Origin of the sequence: Leptolyngbya sp. AN10, assembly GCF_050565645.1 — a bacterium.
Lineage (GTDB): Bacteria > Cyanobacteriota > Cyanobacteriia > Leptolyngbyales > Leptolyngbyaceae > Leptolyngbya.
Genome location: NZ_JBNXVP010000036.1, coordinates 1 through 16,928, shown reverse-complemented (window position 1 = coordinate 16,928; position 16,928 = coordinate 1). Strand labels below are relative to the sequence as shown.

Below are 16,928 nucleotides of genomic sequence, written 5' to 3'. Positions count from 1 at the left end.
CGATTTTCGTCTACCAGTTGTCTACCAATAATGGGTCTAAACTTCCCAATAAATCCCCAATCTAGTGCCTTGTTGAGAATGGGCAGCCGATACAAATTGAGCATAGAAACGCGAAAACCCGCTCATTGAGCGGGTTTCAAATAAAGCCCGTGACGAGGATTGAACTCGTGACCTCACCCTTACCAAGGGTGTGCTCTACCACTGAGCCACACGGGCAGGCTGTGAATGGGCCGAGCTGGATTTGAACCAGCGTAGGCGTAGCCAGCGGATTTACAGTCCGCCCCCATTAACCACTCGGGCATCGACCCTTGCCATTCACAGTTACTAATCATAGCACAGGATTGCGGATGAGAAGACCTAAAAATCTAAGATTTTTTGGACAGGACGATCGCAGGAATCAAAAACTGAGTCAACGTATGGGCATCAACCCCAAGTTCTGTCCGGGTTTGAGCCGCCAAAATTCCCGCTTCAGCGTGCCACCAAGCAGCCGTTTGGGTGAGATCTAAGAGCGGAACTTTGCTTTGAGCGGCTGAATTTTGCGCTAGGAGTCCGCCGAGTAGCCCAGTTAGCACATCGCCACTACCACCGCGAGCCAGCGCGGGAGTACTTTCTGGGTTGATTCGGACTTGTTCTTCAGGAGATGCGATCGCAATTCTCGCCCCTTTCAATAAGACGATCGCACCCGTCGATTTCGCCGCTTCTTTTACCGCAGTTGCCCGACAATTCATCTCCAAATCGGGAAATAATCGCTTGAATTCCCCTGAATGCGGAGTCAGAATCGTTGCCGCTTGGCGCTTTTGTAGAGTGGGGATTGTTCCAAATTGCGCTAGAGCATTGAGTCCATCGGCATCTAGGACGATCGGGAGATCGCTTTCCAAAACTTGCTGAACAATGGGAGCCGCATCTAAGGTTAGACCAGGACCACAAGCGATCGCATTAAATGAACTTAAATCGAGATCTGGCAGTTTCGCGATCTCGCCTGATTCCGTTTCAGGGCAGCCGATAATCAGCGCTTCAGGAAGATGAGAAGACAGCATCGGTTTGAGCGATTCAGGAACCGCGATCGATAACATACCAACTCCGCTCGATCGTCCTCCTAATCCAGTCAGTAACGCGCCTCCTGCATACCGACGCGACCCGCAGATTAGAAGTGAATGTCCTATCTTGTACTTATGCGTTGAGGCGGGACGCTTCAGAGGCAGAGCGGACATTGCCCAGTTTGAAGTCACTCGCTGAATTTGAGGAGAATTACCGAGAATTGCGGCAATGTCAGCGAGGGGAATATCAAAATCAATCAGTTCTGCCTGTCCAACGAATTCTAGAGCTTCGTCTTGCAGTAAACCGAGTTTCCACAAGCCGAGACATAGAGTATAAGTGGCTCTGATCGCAGTTCCGAGCGATCGACCTGTATCGGTGTGAAGTCCGGACGGTAGATCGATACTGACGATCGACACATTCCATTCATTGATTCGATTGATCAGCGACAAAATCGGTCCCTCAATCGCTCGTGTCAATCCGAATCCAAACAAGCCATCGATTAGAAAATCGGACGATCGCAAACTCTCAATATCTGATTCACAAGGAATCCCCAAACTTTTTGCATACCGTAAATGGCTATCAGTTAACTCTTTGAATCGAGAAAAGGGACAGCACAACCGCACCTCATAGCCCCGAAAGTGCAACTCTCGCGCCACCACCAGCGCATCTCCGCCGTTGTGTCCAGAACCGACGAGAACTCCAACCTTACAGGGCGGAAAAAGATTAGAAATACGATCGCTTAATCGTCCCGACACTTTTTCCATCAATGCCGCGACAGGCATTCCCGCATCGAAAAGACGGTGTTCAATCGATCGCATTTGATCCGCAGTCACGATCGTACGGTGAATTTGCTCTAGCCTGAACTCTGAAGAATGCACAACACAATTCCAATCACAGCACTTTCAGGCTACCAAGCAAACTCAAACTCGCAAATTCGATTTTTACGAGCTTTTTGGCTGCATTAAGCGGAGAAACGTAAACGTTGTTACAAAAAAGAAGGGCACGAAAAACCATTCGGGCGAATTGCGGTACACCCAAATCATAAGAACCAGCCAACAAATTAGGCTGACCAGAGCGAGAAGATCACGCATAGCGCACCTCGGCGATTACCAGGGAATTTTTATATTCTTCAGCAGTTGTACCGAGCGCTCAGTCAAAGTTGCTGCTAAATCAATTAATTCTTCGTGAAGATTGCTGTCGATCTCACACCATGACTCAGGAATCCAGTCCAGACTAGATTTACCGGACTCCGCAATCTTACGCATCTCACTTAAGAAAGACGCTGTGAATACGGACTGTCTCGAATCACATGTGTCCCGGAAGCGGAATGACTTCGCTAAAATAGATGAAAACCAGCGCGAGGCTTGCTTGATGCAATCACCGACCCTTTTGATTTCTAAAGAGCTACCCAGCTTGAACTATTCCTACACCCCGGACAGATTTGATGAAACGTGGGAGGCTCCCTTGTCGATTCTGCTTGGACTGGGGCGAGCGGCTGGAGCAGATTTTATTGAATTTTTCTTAGAGCGCGTTAATTACATTAGCTGCATGGCGGAAGATGACGCGATTACTAGCATTGCACCCCGATTGGCAACGGGCGCAGGGGTTCGAGTGTTTCGCGGCAAAGCAGATTGTTATGTTTCGACGAATGATCTGTCGTTTAATGGACTGAAAGCCGCACTTGAAAAAGGGTTATCGATTATGGGCTTGCATTTGCCTGCTCCCAATTCGTTTATTCCTGAAATTCATCTCGAACTGTTGCGCGATTACGCCACCAAAAAGGGCAAAGAAGCGTGGCTCGGTCAGTCGAGTTCGATGCGGGAAATGGGCGATGTCTTGCTAGCAGCGAATGGATCGCTTTCTCAAAAGGCAACTCATGTTCAGTCGCGCCGAGCCGTTTATTTCCGTGATTGGCAAGAGGTTCTGGTCGCTTCGAGTGATGGCACGTTTGCACGAGATATTCGCTTAACCCAGTCGGTGGGTTATAGCTTGCTGTGTGCAGATGGAACGAATCGATCGTCCATTAATAAGCGTGTCGGCAGTACCAGCGAACCCGATTTCCTCAGAACTTGGAACTATGCCAATGATGCGGAAGAAGTGGCAGAATCGGCTGCGAAAATGCTGTATGCGGATTATGTCGAGTCGGGCAACTATCCCGTTGTCATGGCGAACGAATTCGGCGGTGTGATTTTCCATGAAGCTTGTGGGCACTTGCTCGAAACGACTCAGATCGAGCGTAAGACCACTCCATTCGCTGAGAAGAAAGGTGAGAAAATTGCTCACGAAAATCTCACTGCCTGGGATGAAGGCATTACTGCTGATGCGTTTGGCACGATCGATATGGACGACGAAGGGATGCCTGCTCAACGCACGTTGTTGATCGAAAATGGCATTCTGAAGAACTTTATCAGCGATCGAGCTGGCTCAGTGCGAACTGGACATCCCAGAACCGGAAGTGGTCGCCGTCAAGGTTATACTTTCGCTGCTGCAAGCCGGATGCGGAACACCTATATCGCTCCGGGTGAGTATGAGATTGATGACTTGTTTGCGTCGATCGACAAAGGAATCTATTGCAAAAAGATGGGCGGCGGTAGTGTTGGACCGACCGGACAGTTTAACTTTGCAGTCGATGAAGCGTATTTGATCGAAAACGGCAAAGTGACCAAGCCGCTCAAAGGTGCAACTTTGATTGGAGAAGCCACCGAGATCATGGACAAGATTTCGATGTGTTCCAAAGATTTGGGATTGGCAGCGGGATTCTGTGGTTCTGTCAGCGGGAGCGTTTATGTCACGGTTGGACAGCCGCATCTGAAAGTAGATTCGATCACGGTCGGTGGACGCTAAGGAATGTGAATTTATTAATGCCGAGAATTTCGCCCTCATTCCCTAACCCCTTCTCCCAGAGTGGGAGAAGGGGAACCGGAACTCTTGCTCCCCTCTCCCACTCCTACCGTGTATACATAAGTCTCTTGCACTTCGTTGTGGTCAGATCGTGCCCCCTAAATCCCCCATTCTGGGGGACTTTGAGCCAGAGAAATTTCTAGAATTCCAAAGCGTTTTTATCTTCAAAGTCCCCCAAATTTGGGGGATTTAGGGGGCTGAAGCCGATTCAACCGAAGCAAAAACGACTTGTGTATACACAGTAGCTCTCCCACTCTGGGAGAGGGGTTGGGGGTGAGGGCGAGTCGTCTTTGCAATTACCGATCTTATTTAATTCACGATCCTAAGGAGAAACAAATGGCAAAGGTTCAAGAGATCGCAACGGCAGCCCAGGAAGCCGCAAAGAAATTGGGTATCGAAAAATTTGATATCTATGGATCGTCGATCGATGAAACGAGTGTTCAAGTCGATCAAGGCGAACCTCAGCAAATGAAAGCCTCTCAGCGATCGGGTGTTACGGTGCGCGTGTGGAATGAAGACCATAGCGTTGGTGTGACTTCTACGACTGATGTTGATCCGATCGGTTTAGAGCTTGCATTAAAAACCGCAAAAGAAGCAAGCTACTTCGGAGTCAAAGACAATGCTCCCGATTTCAGCCCAGAAGCAACGGCAAAAACGGCTGAAGTGAAAAGCGAGCATCTTCCACAAGCTCCGGTTTCTCATTTGTTAGAGACGCTAATCAAAGCAGAGAAAGAACTATTAGCGGCACATCCCGCGATCGCAGGTGTTCCCTACAATGGATTGGCGCAACGAGATATCGATCGTTTTTATCTCAATAGCCAAGGTGCATTACGACATGAGGCACATTCTTATGCGTCCTTGTATCTGTACACCAAGACTGAAGAAGAAGGTCGCAAACCTCGAAGTGCAGGCGCGTTCAGAGTTAGTCCCGGCATTGAAAAGCTCGATGTCGAAGGTTGTCTTAAAGAAGCCGCAGAAAAAACAATTAGCCATTTGAACTATGACAAAGTAAAAACGGGTAAATATCGCGTGGTATTTTCGCCCGAAGCTTTTCTCGGTTTGATGGGTGCATTTTCTAATCTGTTCAATGCTCAGAGCATTTTGGATAATCAGAGTCTTTCGACTGTTGAATCTTTGGGAAGTACGATCGCTTCTCCATTGCTCTGTTTAGATGACAATGCTTTGCATCCTGAAAACATTGGTGCAGAGGCGTTTGACGGTGAAGGAACTCCGACTCGTGCCATTTCTCTGATTAAGAATGGTGTGTTGTCAAACTTCTTACACAGTTCAGGAACTGCAAAACGGATGAATGCACAACCGACTGGACACGCGAACATGGGCGCGAAAGTTACGGTTAGTCCGCACTTTTTCCATGTGTATGCGGGTGAACCTGCGGCACAAGAATACAGTTTGGACAATGCAGACAATCTGATTTTGATTGATGATCTGAGTGCGCTTCATGCTGGAGTCCAAGCTTTACAAGGCTCATTCTCACTGCCGTTTGATGGTTGGTTGATTCAAGATGGAAAGCGTACCAGCATTGAATCGGCAACTGTGGCAGGGGACATTCGAGAGGTGCTGAAGTCGATCGTTTATGTGGAAAAAGAGACAGAGTTCACAGGCTCAGGAGTTGCTCCGAGAGTTTGGGTAGATGAACTGTCGATTACGGGCGAGTAAATGATTTAGCAATGCAGGAAACGATCGAAGAGTATCACCTCTCCGATCGTTTCCTGCATGATGCCTTGGCAAATCGAATTCCAACAAATCAATCACAGCGCTTCATTCCGCGATCGCAGCTTTTTCTAGACCACACTCATCAAATTCGCTTGGAGTCTCAGACAGTTGCGACCATTCACCTGTAATTGGTATTCCACCCGATCCATCAAGCGGTTCAGAATCAACCAACCGTAGCCGTGTTCCTGCATTGCTTCTGGGGAAGGTGCGAGATAAGTAGAAAGATCGAAGCCTTGACCGTGATCCCAAATCTCGATCGCTAAATCTCGACCTCTTAATTCCAACCGTAGAATCACAGGTAGATCCGGCTGATTGCGATGGGCGTGTCTCACTACATTTGAGTAGGCTTCGACCAGTGCCAACCGTAAACGACTCGACTGACGTGACCAATCGACCTGCTCACCCAGTTCGATCGCTAAACTATCGAGTAGCCACCGCTCCACAATGGTGAGAAATCTTAAATCGCTGGGGATATGAAGCTCAGTTCGCATCGGTCACAAAACCTCCAGGGAGAGAATCGTCTGGTCATCTTCTTGAATCGCATTGTGGGCTTGAATTTGAGCCAGAAGCTGCTTGAGATCCAAGCGTTCCCCGGTTTGCCGGAGCAGTTTCCAAAGTCCAGTTTGTCGTAACATTGCACCCGCACTATCCATCGATCGACTCAATGCTTTATCCGGCTGAATCGTTGCCTCGGTAATTCCATCACTGGTGAGCAGGAAAATTTCGCCATCTTTTAGGGTGAGACTGCCTGCGATCGCTTTCCAATCTGGCAAAATTCCAAGCGGGACACCTCGGACTTTGAGATAGGTCGGTTCGATATTCGATTCGATCGTTTGTTTTGACCAAACGAGCGGGTAAATGTGTCCCGCATTGGCATAAACAAGCTGATTGGTAGCAGGCGTGTACCGAGCTAACACCATCGTGATGAAACAATTGGTTCCCATCAAATCATCGGAAAGAATGCTGTTCAAGTTTCGCATGACCTGATCGGGTTCTGGAGGGGCTTCCTGTGACAGTTCTCGACGCAGAACAGAAATCGCACTTGCCATAAAGAGCGCGGCTGGAACTCCTTTCCCAGAGACATCGCCCACGGCTAACCATAAATCGCCTTGAGGATGGTAGTAGACTTCAAAGAAATCGCCGCCGACTTCGCGAGCTGGATGGCAGCAAGCTTGAACTTTGAGCTTTTCTAAAGTGGGAAGCGTTTGCCGCAAGAGATTAGTTTGAATCTGACGCGCTACGGCTAATTCTGCACGAATTTGTTCCGCTTGCTGTTGAGTGCGACGGTATAATCTCGCTTGAGAAATCGCCAAGGCAGCTTGCTCTGAGACGATTCCGATTAAGTGAATATCTTCGGCTGACCACATCGGTTTGTCGATCGAGCGATGCAATGACAAAATCGCCAGTAACTCTTGCTGATAGCGGAGGGGCAGGACGAGATGCGGTGGATGGTTCGAGGTCAGGTGCGTTGAGCGATCGAAAAAGACACGCCGGACAAGTTCTGATTGGCGATCTGCTTCACTATCTCCGATTGGTATCTCTTCTGCACAATACATTGCAGAGTACGATCGCAGATGATCGTCTTCGATCGGATGCAGCATGCAGCAACTCGCTTCAAAGGTAATGCCGATCGTTTCGACGATCGTTTGCAGCATATTTTGATAGTCGAGCGATTCACGAATTGCGGTCATGATCGCGTTGAGAGAAGATTCGCGGCGGAGGGCACGACGGAGATCGGCGGTTCGCTGCTTCAGAATGCGGTAAGTCTCTGCGGCTTGTCCAATCACGACTTCAAGCTGTTGGGGTTTCCACGGCTTGGTGATGTACTTGAACACTTTGCCCGAATTGATCGCATCGACCAAATCCTCGACATCGGTGTATCCAGTCAGGACAATCCGAATCGTGTCGGGAAAGCGATCGGCGGTGCGACTGAGAAATTCGGTTCCCAGCATTTCGGGCATCCGTTGGTCGGAGATAATAATTGCAACTTCGCCCTGTTCATCTAGAACTTTGAGGGCTTCGATCGCGCTTTCTGCCCGAATCACCGTGTAATCTCGACGAAAAGTGCGGTAAAGCAAATCGAGATTATCTGGCTCATCGTCCACGATTAATAGTTTGAGCTTGGGGCTTGATTCCCGCCTCATGCAATTCCTCGGATGCGTTGTAAAGTCTTTACGAAACGTACCCGCAGCATCCGGGAAACTAACAGTGGCGCTGTCGGTGTTTACCGCAACGAATCCCAAGCTTGGATCACGGTTTTAAGCGATCGAGGCAATTTCTCTTGCTCAATGTCGGCATATTCGACGCTGCTACTTGGACTGGTCAGGCGAACGACGAAGAAATCTGCGGCTCCTGGGGTAGCAGGAAAGGTTTGCTGATTGAAAGTTTGGAACTGTTCACGATCGAGCAATTGCTGAAACTCTCGAACTTTTTCAGGAGAAACCCGCCAAGAGCGAACCGGGGCATTTTTTCCACCGACAAAAGTGATTTTCTGTTGAACTCGCCCATCGGTGAAGAGAACGGTTTCATAAGATTGACCCGCGAATCCGCCTGAAGACTGCGATCGAAATACCACGTTTCTCGGTAAAGTCACTGCACGATCGGCGGATTCTAATCGCATCGATCGACCCGTTGCATCGGTGTGATACGTCCAAGTTTGCTGTCCGTGTGCGACGACAATTCGCCAACCTTCTACCAATTGTTGAGCGCAGAGTTCATCGGGTGCAGCGAGTTCCAAACAAGCATCTCTCCAAGTTTGTCGTTGAGCTTCCATCACGCGCAGATTTTTTGCAGGAATGCCAACTCGTCGAGCTAAATCCCGTCGCACTCGCCAACTCAGCGATTTCGGATAAGCATAATCGAGTAATTCCGTGGTCGATCGCGCTGGAGCGGCAGTAGCTTGCAACAGTGGAATGCCACTCATTAGGGACAAAGTGCCGATTAGGGCGATCGAGGAAATCAGCTTCAGGGGCAACTGGGAACGCATAAGACAACCGACAAATTTCTTTCTATGTTAACGACGAGGAAGTTCGATCGTAGGTTTCTCCGTACTTTGAGACAGAATCAACGAATGGGCAATAATCCATCCCAAAGTGAGTCCACCGAAAATGATGAACAGCGGCATCAATCGATCGATCCACGAGTTCTGATACACCGGATGGGATGGCAACTTCGGAGAATCGACGCGAGAAATTGAAGTGCGAGAACTTCCAGTTGTCAGAAGTAGGGAATGGGCTTGCATCGATCGCGATCGTTGAAGCACGATCGGGGGTTGTCGCTTGCTTCGGCTCCAAGTCAGCAGTGTACTCACCGGAATGCCCGCGAGATTGTCTAAATTCAAGGCTTGAACTTGCTGAATTAAAGCGCGATCGTTCGACACGACGACGACTAATCGCCCAATGCTCGATCGAGCTAAATCTTCAGCCGAATTTTTTACATCTAATGCGAGCCGCGCCCGACGAGTCATGGGTCTAGATTCGGTTGAAATTAACGGTCCCTTCGGGGTGTGCAGGGCACAACGTGTTAACTGCCAATCGCTTTCGAGCATGAATCGACGAAATTCTCTAGCAATTTTGGATTCGTGTGATTGGCTCCGACTTGTTGCCCAAGTGTCTAATTCTTCATAAACAATGTGCGGCACATAACAGCGTCCAACTTTGCCAAATTCCAGCCATTCGTAAGGCTTACAGGCGAAAAAAGTATTGAGATCAATTAATAAAAAAATCTGAGGAGAATCAATCATAATCGAGGGCGAAAAAGAAACGTTAACTCTAAACCTTTCAAATTCTCAAAGTCCCCCAAATTTGGGGGATTTAGGGGGCAGAAGCCGCTACAAACGAAGCCAAACAATTTCCTCAACCACCAATTCCCAATCTTCCAGCAAGGCTTGGAGTCAGCGGTAAAAGAATCATCACCATCAGAAATAGAACAACTAACGCGATCGCTGCCCGCGCATCATCTGGCTCACTAATTTCATTCAAACTCGGACGCTCTGGATTCCGTTGCAGCACCACAATCACGATCGCCCAATACAGCGCTAATGGATTAACCAACGAAGCCAGACCGAGAATGACGATCGTGGCGACCGTTGCCCGACTTGCAATCTTTCGTCCATAAACGGCTTGCACAATCCGTCCACCGTCAAGCTGTCCCGCTGGCATCACATTAATCGCAGTTACGACCAATCCAATCCAGCCCAGAACAACGAGAGGATTCACTTCCACGATCGATTGTTGAACTGCTGTGCCCATAATCACTCTTGCCAAGGTTCCAACCAGAATCGAACCTTCAAAGAACTGAGACGGAACTTTGAATCCGGCTCCTTCGTGAGACAGAAACAGACCTGTCACCAGCATTCCAAACGCAACTAAACCGCCTGCGATCGGTCCTGCCACCGCAATATCAAACAGAGCCGTTCGACTCGGAAGCAGCGACGCAAATCGAGTAATTGCACCAAACGATCCAATTTGCCAGGTGGGAATAAAAAACGGCAAATTCATCCGAACTTGATAACGCTTTGCTGCGATCCAGTGTCCCAATTCGTGCGCCAATAAAACACTAAGAATTCCTAAACTGAACGGAAGCACTTCTGGATAGCGCTCTGGAGAACCATAAAAATCAAAGCCTAGAAGAATGCCACCCGTTTCTAAGCTCGCTGCGATCGTTGCCAGGAAAAGCACGATCGATAACAACGTCTGCGTCACATTCAACGGCTTCGGATCGTTCTTACTGGGTAAAACAATCACCACGGGCTTTTCGTCCTGGTTTTCGATTAGAAATAACCGATATCGATCGCCCAATTGCGCTGTCAAACTGCCCGTTAGCTTTGCCAAAGTCGGCTCAGGTTCACCGCGCAGATTGCCTCTGAAAATGACTCCATCCTGATACGGAATCGTTTCAGTCAAGAAAAAAGTATCGATTCCAAAAATCCCTTTAATCGTTTGCATATCCTCATCAGGAATCGAAACGGCATCAGGTTGAGGAACAGGAGCAGGGGCAGGCGAGGCTCCGGAATCAGAATTGGACAAAGCAGACTCGATCGCTACTTTCGCCGCCGCTCGTTTCGCCAAAAACTCTTGTCCTTCTGTGCGTAACTGCCGTCCAATCCAGATATACACTCCAGTCGAAACCACAAACAGCAGCAGCATTCCCGCCAGATTGAGGTAAATTCCTGCGGCAAATAAGCCAAAGAACAAAATCCACGGAGCCATCAGCACCACTGACTGAAGCCATGCCAGAATGCCAATTTTGCCGTAAGGACGTGCCCGATTAAAGCCCCATGCCAAAATTCCTAAAGCGACTAGAATTGTGAGCGCAGTAAACATCTCAACTCCCCCAAACGATCGTGCTAATTTGGTCGCACTGGTCGAACTACAAATCCAACTACAATCAGTCAGAACACAATATCTACTGTATTAGATTCCGCTGCATCAGGGATTTCTAGATCTTTCGCGTTTTAGACTGAATCCCTTACCTCAGTCGATTCGTATTCCTTTGAACTAACGCGAACAAACATGAAAAATCGTATCGGGTCTCGTAATAATCTGCCTCCAAACTGAAAAACCACGGTAAAACCTAAAAATAGTCTTGAGTTTCTCCGGTATCTGACCCGACGCAAGGTATATCAACTCATTTCTCTGACACGATGAGTTGCTGGCGAGGTCGAAGCCAGACAAACCTACGTTTATTCACTAAAAAGTGCTCTCACTGGAGACGAGCAGGCTTTATTAAACTCACCAATAAATTCTTATGCAACTTGTACCCCGTCCACACCGTCGGGCTGTTTCTTCGATCGATGAAGCAGTTCATCCGATTTCCGCTCGACCTCCCTCGAATTTACTCCTCGATCCCGAATCCACTCACGATCGCGTTGGCATTTTCATCGATGGTTCTAATTTGTTCTATGCAGCGATGCAACTCGGACTCGAAATCGACTACTCGAAACTCTTAAGTTATCTCGCAGCGGGTCGGCGATTGCTAAGAGCTTATTTCTACACAGGCGTTGATCCCCACAACGAAAAACAACAGGGTTTTCTACTTTGGATGCGTCGTCACGGCTATCGAGTCGTGACCAAAGATTTGATTCACAATGCAGATGGATCGAAACACGCGAACTTAGATGTCGAAATTGCCGTTGATATGCTGGAACTCGCACAATACTGCAACACGATGATTTTGCTCAGTGGCGATGGCGATTTAACTTATGCGGTGAATACGATCGCGTATCGGGGTGTTCAAGTTGAAGTGGTCAGTCTACAATCGATGACGAGCGATAGTTTGGTCAATATTGCCGATCGCTATGTGGATTTGGCAAAAATCAAGGATCTAATCCAGCGCGATGAGTTGGTCATGTCCTGAAATAGAAAAGGGTGTCACAGTGCAACACCCCCGATTACTGACCCATATTGTTCTTTTACACTGTAGTGAAAAGCGAAAACGTGCTGCATTAGTCCAAAGGGAGATTAAGCATCGCTAAATCCTAAGTATTGTAAAGGGGAGTTTCTATTGAAAGGAACTCCTCTTTTTTGAGTTTGTTCCACTGTGTGAGTAGCGATGAAGCGTCCGTTTCGACTTCCAAAAATAGCTTTATTTGTCGCTGTCGTTTTAATTGTTGCAGCGATCGCCATTATGATTTCTTCTCGATCGCAGCAAGCCCAATCTACGGTTCAGCAGCCTACGGTTCAACCGATTAATCAGCTTTATGTCTTCGGAGATAGTCTATCTGATAATGGTAATGTCTTTCGAGCAACAGGGGGTGAAACTCCCGCTCCGCCTTATTTTGAGGGACGATACTCGAATGGACGAGTTTGGGTGGAAGAACTTGCTGCAAAATTAGCTCTCTCTGACGATCGCTTTGATAATTTTGCCTGGGGTGGCGCGACAACGGGGACAAATGGACTTAATCGCGTTCCAGGCGTTCTTGCTCAAGTGCAAACCTTTGTGCAGAATCAACCGAAAATCGATCCGCAGGCACTTTTCGTGATTTGGGCAGGTGCAAACGATTATCTCTACAGCACTGAAACGCCAACGAATTCGATCGAGAATCTCAGACGATCATTACAATCCTTGATTGAATCGGGTGCAAAACGTCTTTTAGTTGCAAATTTGCCGAATTTAGGACAATTACCTGCAACTCGCAATACGGAAGCCTCACAGAAATTAACCAATTTTGCGATCGCGTACAATCAGTCGCTTGCATCTACGCTTGATCAATTCCGCAAGCCGGATATTGCGATCGCAGAACTCGATGTGTTTGACATCTATCAGACTGCAATCAAAAACCCAGGACAATTCGGCTTTACCAATGTGACTGCCGCTTGTCTGGGTTCTTCTGCAAACTGCGATCGTTATCTATTCTGGGATGGCATTCACCCCACCACCGCTGCTCATAAAGTTTTAGGAGACTTCGCGTTTGAGCAAGTGAAACCGACAATTCGTTAAGAGGGTGTTTGAGAAGTCATCGTTTATCGCATTCACCCGCCCGGAAATAAATCTCCGGGCTAATCAGGGGAAGCCCACTCAACTGGGCTAAGAACTCCGTATGACTCTCTTAGCCCGCTTCAGCGGGGTTTCCTCCATTAGCCCGAAGATTTATTTCCGGGCGGACTGGCAACGCAGCAAAGCCGCTTTTTATCCTTCTCAAACACCCTCTAAGCGTGACGTAACTGAGGACTATATTCACTCGCTCTGCTGTAATCTCCTAACATCGAAAACGCGGCTTTCAAATTGCTCATGATATAGAATTCTAGACGCTCATCTTGATGCCGTCTCGCTAACTGCAATCGGTCTTCATAACATTCGATCGCCAATTGCGTTTTTCCGAGCGCTTCGTAAGCGACACACAAACTTCCCAAGGCTTGCTCCTGAGTGCGATCGTCGTTCAACGCCTTCGCAATTTCTAACCGCTTGAGGTTGTATACGATCGAATTCTCATGCTCTCCCATCACGTTGCAAGCATTTCCCAGATTTCTCAAAACCTGCATTTCCAACCGCTGATCACCCAATTGACGCGCAAGCGCTAACCGCTGTTCGTAATATTCGATCGCTTGCTCAAAATCTCCCAGCGCATAATACGCATTGCCAAGATTCTTCAAAATCTGACCCGTCGCCACATGATCTTGCAAGTCTTGAGCAATCTCTAATGCTTTGCGCTCACACTGAATTGCAGCTTGTGGATCATTCGCTGCTTTATACGCCAATCCCAAATTGTTCAAAGCCGCCATTTCGCTACGCTGATCCCGAAGCTCCTGTGCCAGCGTCAAACTCTGTTTCTGATAATCGATCGCTCTGTCATGATCTGCCAAGTGTCGATACGCATTCCCCAGCGTTCCAAGAATCTTCACGCTGCTGAGATAATGCCGAATTCGTTGTGCCAACACCAAACTGCGCTGCGAATAATCGATCGCTTTGGCATATTCGCCCATTGTGTAGCAAACCAGTCCCAAGCCTTCCAACGCTTGCTTCGTACCCTGCTGATCTCCCACTTCCCAAAAGATTAAATGCGCCTTCTGTAAAGTTGCGATCGCGGCTTGCAACTCTCCCCGCTGATTCAATTCCATCCCTTGCTGCAATAACCGATTCGCCTCAGCAAGATCAAGATTGGGAGAATCGCTCGTTTCATGCAATTCGTCGATCGGCATCAAGGTTTCGCGCTCTGGCGCATTGGATTGCTCATGCTTCGGACTGTTTTTTAGACTCATTGACACCCTCACTGTTTTAAGACAGAGTTTCAGGAATTTCAATTCAGAGCCTAACCTGTCTAACCAATGAGGGTGTTCCGTGAAACCGCCTACTTTTTACCGACGGTGCGATCGAGCCACTGAACAATCAACGGATTCACAATCTCTGGACGCTCATCATGTGGGCAATGCCCCGTATTCGGAATCGAAGTAAATTCCACAGGTTGCGACTCAACCAGCGATTGGTAAATTTTTGAACCTGCGATCGGAGTCCACGGATCTGCTTCTCCCCAAATCACCAACAGCGGCGCTTGAATCTGCGGTAAAAGCTCGGTCGGTCTCGGTCCCGGAGGAGCCATCAGAACCGAGGCAAAAACCTGCTGTGCGCCTGGATGACAAGAAGGCTCATACAGCAAATCGACCAATTCATCGGTAATCGCTTCCGGATTGCGATAAACCTGTCTCAAACTATTCCGAATTCGCCCTTTCTGCCGCACTTGATCAAACATCCACCGCCCGAACTGCTTCGAGCCAACCACCTTAGAAAAGGTTCCCATCACAAATCGCAGCGGCGGATTTAACTCGTCTGGACGGTGATTCAATCCACCTGCCGGATTTAGCAAGACTCCACCTGCTGCAATTTCGGGATGCTGCGCTAACACCATCATGCAGAGTAATCCACCGATCGAATTTCCCACGAACACTGCCGGACGCTGAATATTCGCTGTCCAGAAGTCTTTCAATAACTCGACCCAAAGTTCGACAGTGTAATCCAAAGCAGGCTTATCAGACCCACCAAACCCAAGCAGGTCGATCGCAAACACTTGATACCCGGCTTCTGCCAGCACTGGAATATTTTTTCTCCAATGTCCGATCGATGCCCCGAACCCATGCACCAAAACCAAAGGCTGACCCGTACCCATAACCGTGTACTGGATTGAATGCCCTTGCCATTCCCAGGTCAGTTTTTCCAGAGTTGGAAGCGCTCTTGCTTGCTCAGTAGTTGTCATTCTTGTAAAGATTTCTTAACTGAGTCTGATCATAATACGAACCACCAAAGAAATTCCAGGATGCAATCGTTCGGATTCTGCTACTTCTTCTTCGTCTCTGGTTCTGAAAGGGCGCGATCAAGAATCGTTCGGGCTTCTTCAGCTTGCGATCGCGCTTCTCGATATCTCAAGTTCGTTTGGGCATAACTCTTCAGCACTTTGAAGCCTTCTTTCAGCCCATTAATTTCTTCCTCAGTCACAGACTCATCCGTAAAGAGAATGTCAATTTGTTTGCGAACTTGCAGCGCCTCCGATTTCGATTCCTGCGCCTTTAGTTTCAACGTCGCCAGACTACTCAACGTCTGCACTGCCTGAGTAATTGCATCTTCATCGCTTGCAGGTTGACTCCCTGGATCTTTAACTTCGATAAAATTCTGCGGACCGAAGCCATCGGCTAAATCCGTTGGAAGCTTGCCCTCGTCCATCAATTCCATCAGTTGATCCATCGCCTTATCTCGTGCTTTTGGCGAGTCTTTACCAGGAACGGTGAGAATGATTTCGGGGCTTTGAGCGAGGGTGTACTGAACCATTGAATCTAGCTATCATAAGAATATTCATACTAATCTTATCTTTGATGGCGTAAATTTGACGGATGATTTAGCGATCGAGCTTCCAAGTTTTTCATCAACTAAGCTTGACAATTCCGAACCAGTCTGAGATATTACTAAAGTACCAAATGCGGGTATAGCTCAGTGGTAGAGCGTCACCTTGCCAAGGTGAATGTCGCGCGTTCGAATCGCGTTACCCGCTTTCTGACAGAAGTCTCTCACGACTTTGATTTCAAGGGATTTTAAGGTTTAATAGTAGTATTTATCTAGCAGCAAATTTGGTGTGATAGTACTGGCATTTGGGCGATTCCAACTCATTTTGGGAGTAAAGGCTGAACTCTCTCCCCGTGAAGGATTCCTGATATATTCCAACAACTTGTCTGGTAAATCAAACAAAAGTATGGTTCAGCCCAAAATTTCAAATAATTGGTTGCAACTTGTCTTCCACGTCGGAGGCAAGCCGCGCTATTTATCGACAGGGTTCATCGATATGCCCACAAATTGCAAACTGGTAGAGTTCAAGGCGAGAGAAATTGAGAAAGATATTCTCTGCGAGCGGATTGTTTTAGAAGTTCTTGATAAGTTGTGTTCTGAATTAGCATGAGCCGATATTGTGCAATTAAAAATTCTTGAGCTTGCTCACGGGACATCCTGCGAACTTGATCTGTGAAATCTCTGAGGCTGAATTCCTGTTCTAGCGTGAGTTCGATCGATGGATTCATACTGACCTCTGATACCAAATCAAAAAATACCTGCGTCAGATAGGGCATCTAAGATGAAGCTAAATCCTGTGACAGATGCAACGGTATCATTTGTCAGGTCAGCAAGCAGCTTGTCTACCTTCGTTTGCAGTTGATCTAGTGCAGAAAAGCGGAAATAATTCTTCAGTTTTAGGAGCGAATTTCAACTTTTCAGTAATGTGAGAAAGTAAGTTCCAATTGATCCTGCCATGCCAACCCCAGAAGCGAGTGTGATGGTTC

16 protein-coding genes and 3 tRNA genes are annotated in these 16,928 nt (G+C 47.9%); 6 read left to right on the top strand and 13 right to left on the bottom strand.

Translation table 11 applies throughout. The features are described 5' to 3' along the window. Positions 1-144: 144 nt before the first annotated feature. The 4 genes from ACQ4M5_RS32455 to ACQ4M5_RS32440 form a co-directional block, all read right to left on the bottom strand. Positions 145-216 (bottom strand) — tRNA-Thr (locus ACQ4M5_RS32455). Between the two features lie 10 nt (positions 217-226). Then, positions 227-308: transfer RNA gene (locus ACQ4M5_RS32450), tRNA-Tyr, on the bottom strand. Between the two features lie 57 nt (positions 309-365). Further along, on the bottom strand, positions 366-1,916 hold the full coding sequence (locus ACQ4M5_RS32445) for an NAD(P)H-hydrate dehydratase (RefSeq protein ID WP_430679945.1): 1,551 nt from the start codon (positions 1,914-1,916) through the stop codon (positions 366-368). A gap of 228 nt (positions 1,917-2,144) precedes the next feature. Then, positions 2,145-2,303: a hypothetical protein gene (locus ACQ4M5_RS32440; RefSeq protein WP_430679944.1), complete on the bottom strand. Its 159-nt coding sequence runs from the start codon at positions 2,301-2,303 to the stop codon at positions 2,145-2,147. Positions 2,304-2,409: 106 nt separating this feature from the next. Between ACQ4M5_RS32440 and ACQ4M5_RS32435 the strand changes: the two genes are divergently transcribed. Both ACQ4M5_RS32435 and ACQ4M5_RS32430 read left to right on the top strand, forming a co-directional pair. Next, complete coding sequence (locus tag ACQ4M5_RS32435; protein WP_430679943.1) at positions 2,410-3,882, top strand: TldD/PmbA family protein; 1,473 nt, start codon at positions 2,410-2,412, stop codon at positions 3,880-3,882. Between the two features lie 393 nt (positions 3,883-4,275). Continuing rightward, a complete protein-coding gene (locus ACQ4M5_RS32430; protein ID WP_430679942.1) occupies positions 4,276-5,616 on the top strand; it encodes a TldD/PmbA family protein in 1,341 nt (446 codons plus the stop codon). Between the two features lie 125 nt (positions 5,617-5,741). On the opposite strand, the gene ACQ4M5_RS32425 is transcribed toward ACQ4M5_RS32430, so the two are convergent. The 5 genes from ACQ4M5_RS32425 to ACQ4M5_RS32405 form a co-directional block, all read right to left on the bottom strand. Then, a complete protein-coding gene (locus tag ACQ4M5_RS32425) occupies positions 5,742-6,164 on the bottom strand; it encodes an ATP-binding protein (RefSeq protein WP_430679941.1) in 423 nt (140 codons plus the stop codon). Positions 6,165-6,167: 3 nt separating this feature from the next. Next, positions 6,168-7,817, bottom strand: a complete 1,650-nt coding sequence (locus ACQ4M5_RS32420) for a SpoIIE family protein phosphatase (protein WP_430679940.1) — start codon at positions 7,815-7,817, stop codon at positions 6,168-6,170. An 80-nt stretch (positions 7,818-7,897) separates the two neighbouring features. Further along, positions 7,898-8,659, bottom strand: coding sequence for a hypothetical protein (locus ACQ4M5_RS32415; RefSeq protein ID WP_430679939.1), 762 nt, complete (start codon positions 8,657-8,659; stop codon positions 7,898-7,900). 27 nt (positions 8,660-8,686) lie between these two features. Beyond that, entirely contained in the window at positions 8,687-9,415 is a 729-nt protein-coding gene (locus ACQ4M5_RS32410; RefSeq protein WP_430679938.1) for a PIN domain-containing protein, read from the bottom strand. Positions 9,416-9,527: 112 nt separating this feature from the next. Next, on the bottom strand, positions 9,528-10,997 hold the full coding sequence (locus ACQ4M5_RS32405) for a site-2 protease family protein (protein WP_430679937.1): 1,470 nt from the start codon (positions 10,995-10,997) through the stop codon (positions 9,528-9,530). 424 nt (positions 10,998-11,421) lie between these two features. Between ACQ4M5_RS32405 and ACQ4M5_RS32400 the strand changes: the two genes are divergently transcribed. Together ACQ4M5_RS32400 and ACQ4M5_RS32395 are read left to right on the top strand one after the other, a co-directional pair. Beyond that, positions 11,422-12,030 (top strand): NYN domain-containing protein, encoded by a 609-nt coding sequence (locus tag ACQ4M5_RS32400; RefSeq protein WP_430679936.1) that lies wholly within the window; start codon positions 11,422-11,424, stop codon positions 12,028-12,030. A 195-nt stretch (positions 12,031-12,225) separates the two neighbouring features. Continuing rightward, complete coding sequence (locus ACQ4M5_RS32395) at positions 12,226-13,113, top strand: SGNH/GDSL hydrolase family protein (protein WP_430679935.1); 888 nt, start codon at positions 12,226-12,228, stop codon at positions 13,111-13,113. 209 nt (positions 13,114-13,322) lie between these two features. Here the strand turns inward: ACQ4M5_RS32395 and ACQ4M5_RS32390 are convergent, their stop codons facing one another. The 3 genes from ACQ4M5_RS32390 to ACQ4M5_RS32380 all read right to left on the bottom strand — a co-directional run bounded on the left by ACQ4M5_RS32390 (position 13,323) and on the right by ACQ4M5_RS32380 (position 15,930). Beyond that, positions 13,323-14,372: a tetratricopeptide repeat protein gene (locus ACQ4M5_RS32390; protein WP_430679934.1), complete on the bottom strand. Its 1,050-nt coding sequence runs from the start codon at positions 14,370-14,372 to the stop codon at positions 13,323-13,325. A gap of 89 nt (positions 14,373-14,461) precedes the next feature. Continuing rightward, entirely contained in the window at positions 14,462-15,361 is a 900-nt protein-coding gene (locus ACQ4M5_RS32385; RefSeq protein ID WP_430679933.1) for an alpha/beta fold hydrolase, read from the bottom strand. 80 nt (positions 15,362-15,441) lie between these two features. Beyond that, positions 15,442-15,930 carry a hypothetical protein gene (locus ACQ4M5_RS32380; protein WP_430679932.1) on the bottom strand — a complete coding sequence of 163 codons (489 nt, stop codon included), beginning with the start codon at positions 15,928-15,930 and terminating at the stop codon, positions 15,442-15,444. A gap of 148 nt (positions 15,931-16,078) precedes the next feature. Here ACQ4M5_RS32380 and ACQ4M5_RS32375 point away from each other — a divergent pair. Together ACQ4M5_RS32375 and ACQ4M5_RS32370 are read left to right on the top strand one after the other, a co-directional pair. After that, positions 16,079-16,150: transfer RNA gene (locus ACQ4M5_RS32375), tRNA-Gly, on the top strand. A gap of 198 nt (positions 16,151-16,348) precedes the next feature. Continuing rightward, a complete protein-coding gene (locus tag ACQ4M5_RS32370; RefSeq protein ID WP_430679996.1) occupies positions 16,349-16,552 on the top strand; it encodes an Arm DNA-binding domain-containing protein in 204 nt (67 codons plus the stop codon). On the opposite strand, the gene ACQ4M5_RS32365 is transcribed toward ACQ4M5_RS32370, so the two are convergent. Next, complete coding sequence (locus ACQ4M5_RS32365; protein ID WP_430679931.1) at positions 16,467-16,670, bottom strand: NblA/ycf18 family protein; 204 nt, start codon at positions 16,668-16,670, stop codon at positions 16,467-16,469. The genes ACQ4M5_RS32370 and ACQ4M5_RS32365 overlap by 86 nt on opposite strands. Positions 16,671-16,928 lie beyond the last annotated feature (258 nt).